We start from the raw sequence: 14972 nt of genomic DNA on the forward strand, positions 1-14972 counted from the left end.
TTCGCTTGAAAATGCTCTAATCAGTCATCATCCTTGGGCTCGGGCGGCAGCGGCCATTCGACATCGGTCACGCGCGGCAGGCGCGGCATCGGCTTGGCTTTGGGCAGGGACGGCGCCAGGCGGAGAGGGGCGGGCGGCGTCGGGGGCGCCGCCTCGGCCGGCTTGGTCCCGGCCGGCGCGGCTTGGACGGGCTCCGGCTCCTGTGGCGCGACCTCAACCGGCGTCGACTCCGCTTTTTCCAAATCGGGCGTCGGGGCTTGGACTGGCTCGGCTTGAAACGGATCGGCTTGGGTCTGCGCGGGTTGCTCCGGCGGAGCCTTCACCGGCGTAAACGCAACCGGCGCCGCACTGGCGGGCGCGTCCTCGGAGGGGTGAGCCTCGGCCGGCGCCACCGTGGAGGTCGCAGCCTCCGTCGGCGCCACCTTGGCCGGGGTGGCGCCGACCGGCGCGTTCAGCCCGCCGAGCAGTACATATTTGAGCTCCAAAAACTCTTCGATGCCGTGTCGGGAGCCTTCGCGGCCGAGCCCCGACTGCTTGACGCCGCCGAACGGCGCGACTTCGGTGGAGAGCACGCCTGAATTGACGCAGACCATGCCATATTCCAGCGCCTCGGCGACGCGGAAGACGCGGCCGAGGTCGCGCGCGTAAAAATAGGAGGCGAGGCCGTATTGCGTCGCATTGGCCTGGGCGATGACGTCCGACTCGTCGTGAAAACGGAACAGCGGCGCCACCGGCCCAAACGTTTCCTCGCGCGCCATGACCATATCAGGAGTGACATCCGCGAGCACGGTCGGCTGGAAAAAAGTGCCCCCCAATTCGTGGCGCTCGCCGCCGGTGAGCACGCGCGCGCCCTTTGACAGCGCGTCGGCGATATGGGCCTCGACCTTTTGCAGCGCGCGGGCGTTGATCAGCGGGCCCTGCGCCACGCCTTCCTGCGCGCCGTCGCCCACCTTGAGCTGGCTCACGGCGAGGCTGAGTTTTTCCGCGAAAGCGTCGTAAATCGCGTCCTGCACATAGAGACGGTTGGCGCAGACGCAGGTCTGGCCCATGTTGCGATACTTGCTGAGCATGGCGCCCGCGACCGCCGCATCGAGGTCGGCGTCGTCGAAGACGATGAACGGCGCGTTGCCGCCGAGCTCCAGCCCGACCTTCTTCACGCCGGAAGCCGCCTGCCGCATCAAGAGCTTGCCGACCTCCGTGGAGCCGGTGAAGCCGACGAAGCGCACCGCCTCGTGTTCGCAAAACACCTGGCCGATGGCGGCGGCGTCGCCGGTGACGAAATTGAGCACGCCGCGCGGAAAACCGGCGCGCTGCGCCAGTTCGGCCAGGGCGAGCGCGGTGAGCGGCGTTTCCGGCGCCGGTTTGATCACGCAGGCGCAGCCGGCGGCGAGCGCGGGCGCGCATTTGCGGGTGATCATCGCCGCAGGAAAATTCCAGGGCGTGATCGCCGCCATCACCCCGATCGGCTGGCGCAGCACGATGATCCGCGCGTCCGGCCATGGCGAGGGAATGGTCTCGCCATAGATGCGCTTGGCCTCTTCGGCGTAGAACTCAATAAAGCTGGCGGCATAGTCGATCTCGCCGCGCGCCTCCGCCAGCGGTTTGCCCTGCTCGCTGGTCATGATCAGGGCGAGATCCTCGCGGGCGGCGAGGATCAGTTCGAACCAGCGGCGCATGATCGCGCCGCGCTGTTTGGCCGACAACGCCGCCCATCCCTTTTGCGCCGCGCGCGCCGCCTCGACCGCCGCCGTGGCCTGCTCGGCGCCGCCATGCGGAACTTTTCCCAGCAGCGCGCCGGTCGCCGGGTTGCGGATTTCGCTCACGCCCTCGCCGCGCCAGTCTCCATTGACGAGGTTCTGGCTGCGCAAAAGGCCGGAATCGTTGAGACGCATCGAAAAACCTACTTGTTCGGCGGCGTGCACACCACCGCCTGTTTCAGCACATAACAGATCGACATCGCGCCGGTGCGCAGGTCGACGCGGAACACGCCGCCTTCGCGTTCATGACGCGAGGCGACGAGGCCATATTCGCTCGGCGCCTGCGGACCCGCCCCGTCGCCCGGCTTGTAGCACAAGGTGACGCCGATCGAGCCCTCGTCGGTGAGGCCGTACTGGCAGGCGCCGACTTCGCCGGTCGCCTTGTCCAGTCGGAACACGCGGTTGAGATCGGTCGCCGGCGCGGCCATGAAGTCGTAATTGGCGGCGTGGGCGCCCGCGCCGAACAGGGCGCACGCGGACAGGACAACAGAAAACTTCAAAACCTTCGCCATGTTCCGTCGCTCCACGCGAATCGCCTTGAGGGCGTAATTTTACCCCGGGACGCAAGAGATTTCTGCTGAGGCCGGCGTTGTCAACCAAACACGTGACGGAAGCGGAAGGTCGATGCTATGAGGAGACAAATTGGGAGGCGCAAATTGGCGGATCAGGCGGGCAAAATTCTCTACGTGTTCGATCTTGACGGCACCCTGGCCGATACCGCGCTCGATCTGATGGGCACGCTTGACTACATCATGATCAAGCAAGGTTTTGGCCCCACGCCCATCGACGACGCCCGCGCGCTGCTCGGCGCCGGCGCCCGCGCCCTGATCCAGCGCGCGTTGCGCCAGCAGGGGGTGACCATCGCGCCCGAGCGCGAGGAGGAGATGTTCCGCGCCTTCCTCGATCATTACGAAAGCCGCATCGCCGACGAATCCACCCTTTATCCCGGCGTCGAGGCGGCGCTGGACGAGCTGGAGCGGACCGGGGGCGTTTTCGCCGTCTGCACCAACAAGATCGAGCGCCCGGCGAAGCTTTTGCTGGAAAAGCTCGGGGTGATCGATCGCTTTGCTTTTGTCTGCGGTCAGGATACTTTTGGCGTCGCAAAGCCCGATCCGACGCCGCTGCTTCGCACCATCGAAGCGTCCGGCGGGACGCCTGCGAAAACCATCATGGTGGGGGATTCAAAGACGGACATCGCCACCGCCCGGGCTGCGGGCGTGCCGGTGATCGCGGTCGATTTCGGCTATACCGACCGCCCCGTCCAGGAATTTTCGCCAGACCGCGTGATCTCGCATTTCAATGACTTGCCCGGCGCGGCCGCGTTGTTGATCGGATAAGCCTCGCCAAGGTAATCGGTAAAATCCTGCCTGATTTATTGGGCGGGAATTCACTCCCTATGGCAAATTAAATCCGGGGATAATTGCGTTGATGTAAGTATTCGCGTAATGAATATTGGTGTTTCCGGGAAAGCTTGGAGCGCGAGATGTTGTTTCCATCGAACTGGCCTTCCGCTCAGGCCACGAACAGGATAGCTGCACAGCCATCGATCCCGCCGACGAACGATCACGCGGCCGCGCCCGCAAGCGACGAGGCCGGTCTTCTGGATATGGCGACGGTCAATTACTCAGGTTCCGAGAAGGCGCCGGCCGAAACGGTCAACGCGATGCTGGTCGCCGGCTTTCAGGCCGCCGCCGCAGGGACCGGCGCCCCGCAAAGCGCGGCTCTCAGCGCCAGCGCACAGCTCGCCCGTCTGGCGATGAACATCGCTGGCGCCGCGACCGAAATCAGCCCTTACAAGATGGGCGCGCCATCATAGCTCAGCGATTCAGCGCCCGCCAGCCGATGTCCCGCCGGCAAAACCCGTCGGGGAATTTCAGCGCGTCCACGGCGCGGTAGGCCCGTTCCCGCGCTTCGCTGACGCTGTCCGCCAGCGCGACCACGTTCAGCACGCGCCCGCCATTGGCCACCAGGGTTTCGCCGTCGATCTTCGTGCCGGCGTGAATAATTTTTGCGCCTTCGGCTTCGGCCTCGGCGATGCCGGCGATGCCGCCGCCCTTTTTCGGCGTCCCCGGATAGCCTTGCGCCGCCATCACCACGGTCAGCGCGGTTTTGGGCGACAGGTTTACCCGCTCGGGGAGGCGCCCTTCGGCGCAGGCGAGCAGCAGGTTCAAAAGATCGTCGTCGAGCCGCGCCAGCATCACCTGGCATTCGGGATCGCCGAAACGGGTGTTGAATTCGATCAGCTTCGGGCCGTCCTTGCCGATCATCAGGCCGGCGAACAAAACCCCCTTGAACGGACAGCCTTCCGCTTTCATCGCCGCCACGGTCGGGTTGACGATCTCGTCCATCACCCGCTGGGCGATCGCCTCCGTCACCACCGGCGCCGGCGAATAGGCGCCCATGCCGCCGGTGTTCGGCCCGGTGTCGCCTTCGCCGACCCGCTTGTGATCCTGCGCCGAGGCGAAGGCGAGGGCTTTGTTGCCGTCGCACAGGGCGAAGAACGAGGCTTCCTCGCCCTGCAAAAACTCCTCGATGACGCATTCCGCCCCGGCCGCGCCAAAGGCGCCGCCAAAAAGGTCTTCAATCGCCTGTTCCGCTTCGAAAATCGTCATGGCGACGGTCACCCCCTTGCCGGCGGCGAGCCCGTCCGCCTTGACGACAATGGGCGCCCCCTTTTCGCGCGCATAGGCCAGCGCTGCCTCGCGCTCGGCGAACTTTTGATAGGCGCCTGTGGGGATGTTGTATTTGGCGCACAGGTCCTTGGTAAAACCCTTGGAGCCCTCGAGCCGCGCCGCCGCTTTCGAGGGTCCGAACGCTTTTATGCCCGCCGCCTCGAGGGCGTCCACGAGGCCGTCGACCAAAGGCTGTTCCGGCCCGATGACAACAAAATCAATGTGCTGGACGTGGCAGAAGGCGATCACCGCCTGCGCGTCGGCGACGTCGAGCACGACATTTGTCGCGATCTGCGCCGTGCCGGGATTGCCGGGCGCCACGAACAATTTTGTTGCCGGGTTTTGCGTGAGCGCCAGGGCCAGCGCGTGTTCGCGCCCGCCGGAGCCGATGAGTAGAACGTTCATGTGCGCCTCGTTTCGCCGCTGTCTTTAGGCGAGGCGTGGCTTTAGTTCAACTTACCAGCGGATTTCGGCGTTGAGCCGCGCGCGCACATCTTCCAGCGTGATGCTGTGAAAGAAATCGTGCCAGGGCTGGGGGACGAGATAATCCATGCGGCCGCCGACGTCCCAAACCAGCGCGACCGTTCCTTTGAGCCCGCAGGCGTTGCTGCGCGCCTGCAACTGGCCGATGGTCGCCTCTTGCAGGTTGGGGTTGGCCTGGGCAAAGGCTTTGTCCATGATGACGATCACCATGTCCTGACCCTGTTCGGAAAAATTTGCGACGGCGATCGACGGCATGGGCGCTCCTTTGTCCAACAAGAAGCAGGATCGGCGCCAGCGGCAAAAAATCTCGCCAAGGCGGGGGCGAACGCATTAACTTGGGGCAATGGTCGAATCCCCCCGCTCCAACGCCCTAGAACTCAGCGTTTCCGAACTTTCGGGCGCTCTGAAGCGCGCCATCGAGGACCAGTTCGGCCATGTGCGGCTGCGCGGCGAGATTTCGAACTATCGCGGCCCGCATTCTTCGGGACACGCCTATTTCTGCCTGAAGGACGCCAACGCGCGCATCGACGCCGTGGTGTGGAAGGGGACGTTTTCGCGGCTGAAGACCAAGCCTCAGGAGGGTTTGGAGGTGATCGCCACCGGCAAGATCACCACGTTTCCGGGAAAAAGTTCTTACCAGATCGTCATCGAGCAGATGGAGCCGGCGGGCGTCGGCGCGCTGATGGCGCTGCTGGAGGAGCGGCGGAAAAAACTCGCGGCGGAAGGGCTTTTCGATGAGGCGCGCAAGAAGAAACTGCCGTACCTGCCGCGCGTGATCGGCATCGTCACCTCGCCGACCGGCGCGGTGATCCGCGATATTTTGCATCGCTTGAGCGACCGTTTTCCGCGCCATGTGCTGGTCTGGCCGGTGCGCGTGCAGGGCGAAACCTCGGCCGCCGAAGTCGCGGCGGCCATCAGGGGTTTTAACCTCCTGCCGCCCGGCGGCGACATTCCAAGGCCGGACCTGCTGATCATCGCGCGCGGCGGCGGGTCTTTGGAAGATTTGTGGAGTTTCAACGAGGAAGAGGTTTTGCGCGCGGCGGCGGATTCGATAATTCCGCTGATTTCCGCCATCGGCCACGAGACCGACACCACGCTGCTCGACCATGTCGCCGACCTGCGCGCGCCCACCCCGACCGGCGCGGCGGAAAAGGCCGTGCCGGTCCGCTCCGAGCTTTTGGCGAACATCAACGCGCTGGCGCGCCGCCACGACGAGGCGGCCTTCCGCCTGCTCGACCGCCGGCGCGGCGATTTGCGCGCTTTGGCCCGCGCCCTGCCGCAAGCGGAAAACCTGCTGGCCATCCCCCGGCAGCGGCAGGACCGCGCGGCGGAGCGCCTGTCCGCCGCGCTGCGCTCCTTTGTCGGGATGCGGCGGCTGGCGCTGGCGGAAGCCTCGCGCCTGCTCGCCCGCCATGCGCCGCAAGCGGAATTGCAGCGGGTGACCGGACGGCTGAACACGCTGAAATTTCGGCTGGAGGCGGCGGGGCGGGCGTTTTTCGAGCGACGTCGCGAACGGTTCGAAACCCTTGGCGCGCGCTTCGACGCCGCCTTCGCGGGACGCGTCCGGCTGCTTGGCCAGGACCTTCAGGGCCGCCGCGAGCGCGCCCAAAATTTTTCGAAGCGGCTCGACGGCGCCTTCCTCGCCGCTTTGGCGCGGCGCCGCGACCGGTTGGTTCATGCCGAAAAGCTTCTGGGCGCGGTCGGTTATGAGGCAGTCCTCAAGCGCGGTTTCGCGCTGGCGCGCGATAACGAAGGCGGCATCATCCGCTCCGCGAAACAACTTGGCCCCGGCGACGCCCTCAACCTGCATTTCGCCGACGGCAAGGTGGCGGCGACCGTGAACGGCGACGCGCACCCGAAAAAACCCGCGCCTGTGAAAAAAGCGCCGCCCCCCGGCGGGCAGGGCAGTCTGTTCTGACATGCTGCTCGCCCTGTTCACCGACATTCACGGCAATCGCGAGGCGTTCGACGCCTGCCGCGCCGAGGCGCGGCGGCTCGGCGCCGAAAAATTCGTCTATCTCGGCGATCTCGTCGGCTATGGCGCCGACCCGGCTTACGTGGTCGAGCGCGTCGCCGAGGATTTTGAAAAGGGCGCGCTCTGCGTGATGGGCAACCACGACCTCGCCTTGGTCGATCCCAAGGCGCGGCGCATGTATGACGACGCCCGCCATGCCGTTGAATTCGCCGAAGGTCAGCTCGACGCCGCCCAAAAAAGATTTCTGGCGGATCTTCCGTTCACGGCGCAGCTTCCCGACGGCCCTCTGTTCGTCCACGCGGACGCGAGCGCGCCGCGCCGCTTCCGCTACGTGCAATCGGTGGAGGACGCGACGATCTCCATGGATGCGACGCGCGCGCCCGTCACCTTCTGCGGTCACGTCCATCGCCCAAGACTTTATCATCGCAGCGGCGACGCGCCGGCCATTTCCTTTGCGCCGACCGAGACGCCGACGCCGCTCGCGCGCAGCCGGCGCTGGTTGGCGACGCTGGGTTCGGTCGGCCAGCCGCGCGACGGCGATTCCCGCGCCGCCTTCGCGCTTTTCGATCTCGACCGGGCCGTGCTGAGCTTTCATCGCGTCGATTACGACGTGGAAACGGCCTCGCGCAAAATTTTGCGCGCGGGATTGGCGGCGTTTTTTGCTGAACGCCTGTTTTTGGGACGCTAGAGCTTTTTCACGTTTCGTGGAAACGCGAAAATGCTCTAGTTGTTTGTTGTTACGCGTTTTCTTAACGCGGACCGGTATCCACTTCGCTTGAAAACGCTCTAAATGCCCTCCCTCGTCATTTTCGATCTCGACGGCACGCTCGCTGACAGTTTTCCTTGGTTCTGCCGCCATGTGAACGATGCGGCGGACACGTTCGGCTTTCGTCGTGTGGAAAATTTCGAGGCGCTGCGCCACGCCGACTTCCGCCAGATTTTTCGAGATCTCCAGGTTCCCAACTGGAAGCTGCCGGCCATCGCCCGGCACATGCGCGCGGTGAAATCACGGCATCTCGACGAAATCGCCCTGTTTCCGGGCGTCGAGCCGATGCTCAGAACCTTGTCGGGCTCTGGTCTGCGCCTCGCCCTGGTCAGTTCCGACAGCGAAGCCAATGCGCGGCGGCAACTCGGCGGTCTTGCCGATCTCTTCGAAACATTCGATTGCGGCGCCTCGGTGTTCGGCAAGGCCCGAAAATTCCGCCGTGTCGTCAGGCGAGCCGAGCTTGCGCCCTGCGATGCGATTTCGATTGGCGACGAGGTCCGCGACATCGAGGCGGCGCGCGAGGCGGGGCTCGCTTGCGGGGCCGTGACCTGGGGCTATGCCGCCTCCGAGGTTTTGAGGGCGATGCGTCCCGATGTCCTGTTCGAAGGCGTCGGAGACATCACCCGTATTGCCGCCAGAACACCAGCGCCACGATCACGCTGTTGAGCACGGTGATGATGACGCGCGCCTTGGCGGGGTCGAGACGGCGCCCGTAATGCCCGGTGACATAGCCGCCAATGGCTGCCGCGACCAGCAGCACGCCCATCTGCTTCCAGTGGATGAGGCCGCCAAAGATGAAGAACAGCGACGCCGTCGTGTTCATCGCGGCGTTGAGCAGGTGGCGCGAGGCCTGCATCATGTTGATGCTGGCGTGGGTGAGCACGCTCCAGGTCGCCAGCATCATCACGCCCACCGCGCCGCCGAAATAGCCGCCGTAAATGCCGAGCGCGAATTGCGCGACGGGCAGCGCCGCCGGGTGAACGTTTATGCGCGCACGCAAATAATCGCCCAGCTTTCTGCCTAAGGCGAACACGGCCACGCCGAACAGCAGCAGAAAAGGAAAAATGTGGTCGAAGACGCGCTGCGGCGTCGAAATCAGCAGCAACGCGCCCAGGATTCCGCCGACCACGCTCACAACGGCCATGGTCGAGAATTTCACGCCTTCAAAGTTCTGGAAATCTTTTCGATAGGCGAAGGCGGTGGCGAGCGCGCTCGGCACCAGCGCGACGGTCGAGGTGGCGTTGGCGCTGAGCGAGGGCACGCCGGCCGCGACCAGCGCCGGCAGGGTGACGAAGGAGCCGCCGCCGGCGATGGCGTTCATGGCGCCGCCGAGAAGGCCGGCGCCGGCGATCAGAACAAAATCCTGCAAAAAATGCATCCTGCTTGAAGGGGTTATCGCAGCCTAGCCGATTCCCGGCGCCGCGCCAGCCCCTGGCCCGCAACTTGCGTCATGGGGGCGTTGTTCGCTGACGCGAGGCTGTCCCATGAGTTTTTTCGTCGTCTGTCCCACAAGCGCCATCGCCGAGGGCGGGATGGGCCTGTTCAAGGCAGGCAAGAAGAGCGTGCTGCTGGTTTGGCCGCACGGCGGCGCTATCAAGGCGTTTCGCGGACGCTGTCCGCATGCCGACGTGCCGCTCGACGAGGCGTGTTTCGATGGCGAGACCGTCACATGCCCCATCCACAACTGGCGATTCGACGGCGTGAACGGCAAGTGCGTCACCCACGCCGCGCAAAAAGCGTTGCATCCTTACCCGCTGCGCATCGTGGGCGAGGCCATCGAGGTCGATCTCGGCCCGGCGCGGCCGGCGCGCGCGCCGGCCTGATTACTGGGCCGGCGCGTCCGTCTTGACGGGGGCGGGCTTGGGCGCGGCGGGTTTGGCCGCCGGCTTGGCCGGGGTCGCGGCGGCTGGCTTGGCCGGCTCGGGGCTGGCGGACGCATCTGGATTGGCCGCGTCCGGGGTCGTCGCCGCCTCCGGCTTGGCGGCCGCCGGCTTGGCCGCGGGCTTGGGCTTGGGCGCCAGGGGGTCGCCGGGCAGTTCGGCGGCGGGGATGGCGTCGTCGGGCAGGCGCGTCCAGGTCTGTGTCTGCCCGAAAATCTCCAGGCCGAGATAGCCGCGCAGCAGCAGTTTCTGGCCGTCGGGGGTCACCTCGGCCTCAGCGTTGTAAATATTGCCGTCGCGCGGATCGAGAATGTTGCCGTTCTCGTATTTTGCGGCGGCGCCGTCCTTCTTGAGGTTATAGACGATGACCATGCCCAGCATCGGCTTGCCCTTCTTCTCGCCGGGGCAGGCCGTGCAGGTCGTCACGTTTTTCGTTTCGCCCTTCTTCTTGTACATTTTCACGAGACGGCCTTCGTAGAAACCGTTCTTCTCGTAAAAATAGAACCAGCCGCTGGGCGTTCCGTCCTCGAAATAGGCCTGCCAGAACCCGGTGAGGGGCGCGGCCTGGGCCGCGCCCGTCAAAGCCAGCGCGCCCAAGGCCGCGACGACAAGGCGTTTGCGAAAGAACTTCGGAAGGAAATAAGCGGGCAAAGGAAAACTCCTTTTCGCTGAAGCGAGACGGTCTTCGCAAGATCGGGAGGAAGCGGTCAGACGCCGTTGTCGTCGAGCACCTTGCGGCATTTCGGCGACAGCCTGGCGCGATACGCCTGGAGGCAGCTCAGGAAGGCGTTGTCGCCGGCGTCGGGATGCAGTTGGTGGCAGAAGCGGCGCACGTCCGAACGGCATGCCGCCTCGTCCGACGCCCGGTCGCCCGCCAGCGCCGTTGAGGCGCTTGCGCCGCTCAGCAGGAGGGCGATCAGAACAGCGTTTTTCATCTAGGTCCCTTTCTTCAGGGCCCCTTGTCTAGCGCAAAAGGGCCAAAATGATAAAGTCCGTCGCTCAGGATTGAGCTTCCTGCTTTTCGCGCGGCTTGCCCATCAGGATCGGCTGGAACAGCACGGCGGCGGCGAGGGTGCTGACCAGCGACAGAGCCAGGAGCTCGCCCATGCTGGACGTGCCTGGATGGCTGGAGAAATACAGGCTGCCGAAGGCCGTGGCGGTGGTGGCGGCCGAAAACATCACCGCGCGGGTCAGGCTGGTCTGCAACAGGTTGGTCCCGCCCTCGCGCCACGCCATGATGTAGTAGATCTTGAAGGCGACGCCCACGCCGAGCAGCAGCGGCAGCGCGATGATGTTGGCGAAGTTGAGCGGCATGCCGAGCAGCACCATCAGCTCCATGGTCACGACCGCCGCCAGCATCAGCGGGATCAGGGTCAGCAGCATGTCGCTGACCCGGCGCAACATGATGATCAGCAACAGCGCGATCGAGGCCAGCGCCCAGCCGGCCGCCTGGAAGAAGGCGCGGATGATGGTCTGGCTGGCTTCGAGAATGGACACCGGACCTTCCGTCGCGTTCGGCTCGACCTTGAGCACGGCGCGGGCGAAGGCGCGCAGCGATTCCTCCGACCCCGACTGGTCCTTCGGCGCGATGGACAGCCGCTGCTGGCCGTCCGGCGTGCGCCATACCGCGACGAGTTCGGGCGGGAGGTCGGCCAGCGTCACCTTTTGCGCGGTCAGGAGGTCGCGGAACTGTTCGAGATCGTAGACCAGCGGCCCGACCATCACATCGTCGGCGGTGAGGCGCTTTTCGCTGGGCGCCTTGGCGAGCGCGCTCAGCGCCGCCGCCAGCCGCCGCGCGCCGGCAATGCCCTTCTCCTGGCCCGCGTTGAAGGAATCCTTGGCGGCTTCCTCCAGCCGCTGCGCCGCCTCGTTCAGGGAGTCGACGATTTCGGCGTCGGTCGGCGCCGGCTGGATTTCGTCGGGGTCGAGCGACGCCTTGAGCGCCGCCGCGGTCTTGGCGATCAGGGCGAGCTTTTCGTCCTGCTGCGCCGGGACCATGTCCATGAGCGTGCGCACAGAGGCGACTTCGGGGATTTGCGCGAGCCGCTCGGCCTTCTTTTCCGCCTCGGCGGTGTTGGGCGCGAGCAACTGGATGTTGTCGATTTCCAAATTCCGGTCGCGCTTCAGGTCGAGGTAGGTCGCCACCGACTCCGTGTTGGCGTCGCGCAGATGGATCGGGTTGAAATCGAACCTCAGATGGTAGAGCAGCGGCAGGCCCGCGCCCACGGTCAGAGCGACGCCGACGATGATCGCCTTGCGGTGGCGCGACATGAATTCGTCGACCGGGGCGAGGGCCGCGTAGCCCATCGGCTCCGGTTCGCCCGCGGGATTGAACAGCGCGATCAGGGCCGGCAGCAGGGTGATGCTCACCGCGAAAGCGATGATCATCCCCAGGCCCGCGATGATGCCGAGTTCGGAAACGCCCTTGAAGTCGGTGGGCGCGAAAGACAGGAATCCGCAGGCGGTGGCGAAGCCGGCGAGCGTCAGCGGCACGCCGAAATGATAGGCGGCGCGGGCGATGGCCTCGTGGAGATTGTCGAACTCGTGGCGCTCGGCCCGGTAGCGGACGCTGAACTGGATGCCGAAATCGACGCCGATGCCGACGAACAGCACGAAGAAATAGACGGAAATCAGGTTGAGCGAGCCCACCAGCGCCAGACCGGCGGCGGCGGTGACGGCGAGGCCGGCGACGATGTTCAAGACCACCGCGCCGATCAGCCGCCACGAGCGCAGCGCCCGCCACAGGATGAACAGCACGATGGCCCCGGTGATCGCGCCGTTGCGGCCGGCGTTCTCCTTGATGGTGCCGAATTCCTCGTCGGACATGGCGACCGGCCCGGTGAGGCGCAGCCGCGCCTGATAGCGCGGCAGCAATTCGTCCGCCGCCGCGCGCAGCGCCGTGCTCGCTCTGAGGCCCGCCTGCACCTCCTTGTAGTCGAGCACCGGGCGCACCGCGATGACGCCGCGCAGATCGGCGGGCGTGGCCGGTTGGCCCTGGGCCAGCACGCGCCAGGAAAACGAGGCGGGACGACCGGCGAGGATGTCCTCGACCGTTTGCGACGCGGCGTTGAACACCGGCGCCATGTCGTCGAGCGTCATCTTTTTCGAATTTACGCCGATCAGGCCGTCCTCCAGGGCGGAAACCATGCCGCGCAGGCTGGGGTCGGAGGCGAGGTCCTGGATGAGGGGCGCGCCCTGCGCCAGTCCCTTGGTGGTGCGCTCGAGATCGGGCAGGGGCATGAACAGCAGCCCCTCGCGGGAGAAGAACGGCAGCCCCGCTATATTGGTGACGCTGATGAAATTGGTCTTGTCCTCGGCGAGTTTCGCCGTGAGGGCGTTGGTCGCCTGCGCCGCCAGCTCCGGGGTCGGCGCGTCCACCACCGCATAGAGCGTGTCGAAGTGGTGGAACGCCCTTTCAAACGTCTGCTCCGACTTTCGCCAGCTCAGATCGGGCGACAGCATGGCGTTGATGTCGGAATTGATCTTCATATGCGCGGCGGCGTAGAGGCCGCACAGCACGGTGATCAGCAGGAAGGCCGCGACGACCGCGCGCGCATGGCGCACGCAGAACTTGACCAGACGAACGATAGCGGATGTAAGCATTTGCGCCCAATAACCTCAATGTCTCGCTATCGTCGGCGAGCAACGTATTTTCGCTGACCCTTTTAGCGCCCGTTGTCGAGAAAGAGAACCCTTCATTCGGCGGGGTCTGGGGCGCCATGCAGGCGGGCCGCCGTCTTGGGAGCCATGGGGGGCGTCAGAGGCAGACTTCGATCAGCATCGGGCCGGGTTCGGCGCAGGATTTTTTCAAGACGCGGTGAAACGTGTCCGCGGTCGCGACCCTGAAGGCGGGAACCCCCATGCCTTTCGCCAGCGAGACAAAATCGAGGGTGGGACGGTCGATCTCCATCATCGCCAGCGCCTGCGGGCCGATCTCCTGAAAACCCATATTGGCGTATTCGGCCTTGAGGATCTGGTATTCGCGATTGGCGAAGATGATGGTGGTGATGTCGAGGTTTTCGCGGGCATGCGTCCACAGCGACTGGATCGTGTACATGGCGCTGCCGTCGCCGGTCATGCAGATCACGCGGCGGTCCGGGCAGGCCAGCGCCGCGCCGGTGGCGACCGGGGTGGAAAAACCAATGGAGCCGCCCATATTCTGGATCATGTCGTGCGGCGCGGCGCCAAGGGTCAGGCCCATGGAGTTTCGGCCCGTGGTCAGCGATTCGTCGACCACGATGGCGTTTTCGGGAATGGCGGCGGCGAGCGCCAGCGCGATGCTTTGGGGGTCGAGCTTTCCGTTGGGAACGACGGGTTCGGCGCGCTCCTGCTTTCGCGCCGCGACGTTTTGCGCGCCCAGCGCGCTCAGCAACATGCCGAGCGCCGCCGCGCCGTCTTCGTCCTTTTCCGCCAGCATGTGCAGGGCGCAGCCTTCGGGTTTCAAAAGGCTCGGGCTCTCGGGATAGCTGAAGAAGGCGACGGGCTCGCCCGTCTCGACCGTGACGATGTGCCGGAAATTCTTGAGAAACTCCAGCGCCGGCGCGACGAAATAGGGGATGCGCTCCAGCGGCACGCGGCCGGCGCCGCGCTCGATTCGCGCGGAAAAGAATTGCGTCGCCAGCCGGCAGCCGGTGGCTGTGGCCAGCTTGCCGGCCAGCTCCAAACCCTCGCCCCGGCAGGCGCGTCCGCCGAGGACGACGAGAACCGGTCCCTCCGCCTTTTTCAGGGCGCGCGCCACGCTCTCGATGCGTTTGGACGGCGGGGTTTTGGGCGTCGGCGCTTCGACTGGGAAATTTTGGGGCTCGCCCGCCTCGCCCCAGGAGGCGTCGCCGGGCAGGATCAACGTGGCGATTTTACCTGGCCGCGCCGCCGACACCGTTCGCGCCGCCTCGGGCGCGACGGATCTTGGGCTGTTGGCGCGCCGCAAAAAATGGCTCAGGGGGCGGGCGATCCCATCGAGATCCGAGGCCAGCGGCGCGTCAAATTGGAGGTGATGGCTGGCGTGGTCGCCGACGATGTTGACGACGCCAGATCCGGCCTTTCGGGCGTTGTGGAGGTTGGCGAGGCCGTTGGCGAGGCCCGGCCCCAGATGCAGCAGGGTCGCGGCCGGCGCGCCCTTCATGCGGAAAAAGCCGTCGGCGGCGCCGGTGGCCACGCCCTCGAACAGGCAGAGCACGCTGCGCATCGCCGGATCGTCCAGGGCCTTCAGAAAATGCATTTCCGAGGAGCCGGGATTGGCGAAACAGGTTTGCACGCCCTGGGCGACCAGGGTTTTGACGAGGCTTTCGGCGCCGTTCATCTGGGCCTCGCAGAAAAAATCCGTGGACCGCCCCCGCCCTTCGAAACGGCGCTGACGCGCCTCCTCAGGGTGAGGGCTAATCCCAGGCTTCAGGAGCCCTCACCCTGAGGAGCCCGCCTTGGCGGGCGTCTCGAAGGGCG

General features: G+C 65.5%; 14 protein-coding genes and 1 pseudogene. 6 read left to right on the forward strand and 9 right to left on the reverse strand.

What is annotated here, in order from left to right; genetic code table 11:
- Positions 1-452 precede the first annotated feature (452 nt).
- Positions 453-1892: pseudogene (locus GJ654_RS00595) on the reverse strand (NAD-dependent succinate-semialdehyde dehydrogenase); the annotation flags it as partial.
- Positions 1893-1900: 8 nt separating this feature from the next.
- A complete protein-coding gene (locus GJ654_RS00600; protein ID WP_155444154.1) occupies positions 1901-2269 on the reverse strand; it encodes a hypothetical protein in 369 nt (122 codons plus the stop codon).
- Positions 2270-2413: 144 nt separating this feature from the next.
- Here GJ654_RS00600 and GJ654_RS00605 point away from each other — a divergent pair, with 144 nt between their 5' ends.
- Positions 2414-3094, forward strand: a complete 681-nt coding sequence (locus GJ654_RS00605; RefSeq protein ID WP_246664518.1) for an HAD-IA family hydrolase — start codon at positions 2414-2416, stop codon at positions 3092-3094.
- Positions 3095-3228: 134 nt separating this feature from the next.
- Positions 3229-3573 carry a hypothetical protein gene (locus GJ654_RS00610; protein ID WP_155444156.1) on the forward strand — a complete coding sequence of 115 codons (345 nt, stop codon included), beginning with the start codon at positions 3229-3231 and terminating at the stop codon, positions 3571-3573.
- A 1-nt stretch (position 3574) separates the two neighbouring features.
- Here the strand turns inward: GJ654_RS00610 and purD are convergent, their stop codons facing one another.
- Positions 3575-4834: a phosphoribosylamine--glycine ligase gene (gene purD, locus GJ654_RS00615; protein ID WP_155444157.1), complete on the reverse strand. Its 1260-nt coding sequence runs from the start codon at positions 4832-4834 to the stop codon at positions 3575-3577.
- A 51-nt stretch (positions 4835-4885) separates the two neighbouring features.
- Positions 4886-5167, reverse strand: coding sequence for a hypothetical protein (locus GJ654_RS00620; RefSeq protein ID WP_155444158.1), 282 nt, complete (start codon positions 5165-5167; stop codon positions 4886-4888).
- An 88-nt stretch (positions 5168-5255) separates the two neighbouring features.
- Between GJ654_RS00620 and xseA the strand changes: the two genes are divergently transcribed.
- The 3 genes from xseA to GJ654_RS00635 all read left to right on the forward strand — a co-directional run bounded on the left by xseA (position 5256) and on the right by GJ654_RS00635 (position 8319).
- Positions 5256-6830: an exodeoxyribonuclease VII large subunit gene (xseA, locus tag GJ654_RS00625; protein WP_155444159.1), complete on the forward strand. Its 1575-nt coding sequence runs from the start codon at positions 5256-5258 to the stop codon at positions 6828-6830.
- Position 6831: 1 nt separating this feature from the next.
- Entirely contained in the window at positions 6832-7575 is a 744-nt protein-coding gene (locus tag GJ654_RS00630) for a metallophosphoesterase family protein (RefSeq protein WP_155444160.1), read from the forward strand.
- Positions 7576-7677: 102 nt separating this feature from the next.
- Positions 7678-8319, forward strand: coding sequence for an HAD-IA family hydrolase (locus tag GJ654_RS00635; RefSeq protein WP_155444161.1), 642 nt, complete (start codon positions 7678-7680; stop codon positions 8317-8319).
- On the opposite strand, the gene GJ654_RS00640 is transcribed toward GJ654_RS00635, so the two are convergent.
- The gene (locus GJ654_RS00640; protein ID WP_210350789.1) at positions 8273-9022 is read right to left on the reverse strand and encodes a sulfite exporter TauE/SafE family protein; all 750 of its coding nucleotides are present in this window, start codon (positions 9020-9022) and stop codon (positions 8273-8275) included. The genes GJ654_RS00635 and GJ654_RS00640 overlap by 47 nt on opposite strands.
- Positions 9023-9137: 115 nt before the next feature.
- On the opposite strand from GJ654_RS00640, the gene GJ654_RS00645 reads away from it, so the two are divergent.
- Positions 9138-9476 (forward strand): Rieske (2Fe-2S) protein, encoded by a 339-nt coding sequence (locus GJ654_RS00645; protein WP_155444163.1) that lies wholly within the window; start codon positions 9138-9140, stop codon positions 9474-9476.
- Here the strand turns inward: GJ654_RS00645 and GJ654_RS21385 are convergent, their stop codons facing one another.
- The 4 genes from GJ654_RS21385 to GJ654_RS00660 all read right to left on the reverse strand — a co-directional run bounded on the left by GJ654_RS21385 (position 9477) and on the right by GJ654_RS00660 (position 14832).
- Positions 9477-10184 (reverse strand): DUF2147 domain-containing protein, encoded by a 708-nt coding sequence (locus GJ654_RS21385; RefSeq protein ID WP_196305386.1) that lies wholly within the window; start codon positions 10182-10184, stop codon positions 9477-9479. It abuts the gene before it with no gap.
- Positions 10185-10240: 56 nt separating this feature from the next.
- Positions 10241-10468, reverse strand: a complete 228-nt coding sequence (locus tag GJ654_RS20715; protein ID WP_196305387.1) for a hypothetical protein — start codon at positions 10466-10468, stop codon at positions 10241-10243.
- A gap of 64 nt (positions 10469-10532) precedes the next feature.
- Positions 10533-13136 carry an MMPL family transporter gene (locus GJ654_RS00655; RefSeq protein WP_155444165.1) on the reverse strand — a complete coding sequence of 868 codons (2604 nt, stop codon included), beginning with the start codon at positions 13134-13136 and terminating at the stop codon, positions 10533-10535.
- Between the two features lie 154 nt (positions 13137-13290).
- Positions 13291-14832 carry an acetolactate synthase large subunit gene (locus GJ654_RS00660; protein ID WP_155444166.1) on the reverse strand — a complete coding sequence of 514 codons (1542 nt, stop codon included), beginning with the start codon at positions 14830-14832 and terminating at the stop codon, positions 13291-13293.
- Between the last annotated feature and the right edge of the window lie 140 nt (positions 14833-14972).

Source organism: Rhodoblastus acidophilus, from assembly GCF_009720655.1.
Taxonomy (GTDB): domain Bacteria; phylum Pseudomonadota; class Alphaproteobacteria; order Rhizobiales; family Beijerinckiaceae; genus Rhodoblastus; species Rhodoblastus acidophilus_A.

Bases quoted from the DNA above. Each gene is read 5' to 3' on its own strand.
- GJ654_RS00600 (WP_155444154.1), bottom strand. From the start codon at position 2,269: ATGGCGAAGGTTTTGAAGTTTTCTGTTGTCCTGTCCGCGTGCGCCCTG.
- purD (WP_155444157.1), bottom strand. From the start codon at position 4,834: ATGAACGTTCTACTCATCGGCTCCGGCGGGCGCGAACACGCGCTGGCC.
- GJ654_RS00620 (WP_155444158.1), bottom strand. From the start codon at position 5,167: ATGCCGTCGATCGCCGTCGCAAATTTTTCCGAACAGGGTCAGGACATG.
- xseA (WP_155444159.1), top strand. From the start codon at position 5,256: ATGGTCGAATCCCCCCGCTCCAACGCCCTAGAACTCAGCGTTTCCGAA.
- GJ654_RS00630 (WP_155444160.1), top strand. From the start codon at position 6,832: ATGCTGCTCGCCCTGTTCACCGACATTCACGGCAATCGCGAGGCGTTC.
- GJ654_RS00635 (WP_155444161.1), top strand. From the start codon at position 7,678: ATGCCCTCCCTCGTCATTTTCGATCTCGACGGCACGCTCGCTGACAGT.
- GJ654_RS00645 (WP_155444163.1), top strand. From the start codon at position 9,138: ATGAGTTTTTTCGTCGTCTGTCCCACAAGCGCCATCGCCGAGGGCGGG.
- GJ654_RS20715 (WP_196305387.1), bottom strand. From the start codon at position 10,468: ATGAAAAACGCTGTTCTGATCGCCCTCCTGCTGAGCGGCGCAAGCGCC.
- GJ654_RS00655 (WP_155444165.1), bottom strand. From the start codon at position 13,136: ATGCTTACATCCGCTATCGTTCGTCTGGTCAAGTTCTGCGTGCGCCAT.
- GJ654_RS00660 (WP_155444166.1), bottom strand. From the start codon at position 14,832: ATGAACGGCGCCGAAAGCCTCGTCAAAACCCTGGTCGCCCAGGGCGTG.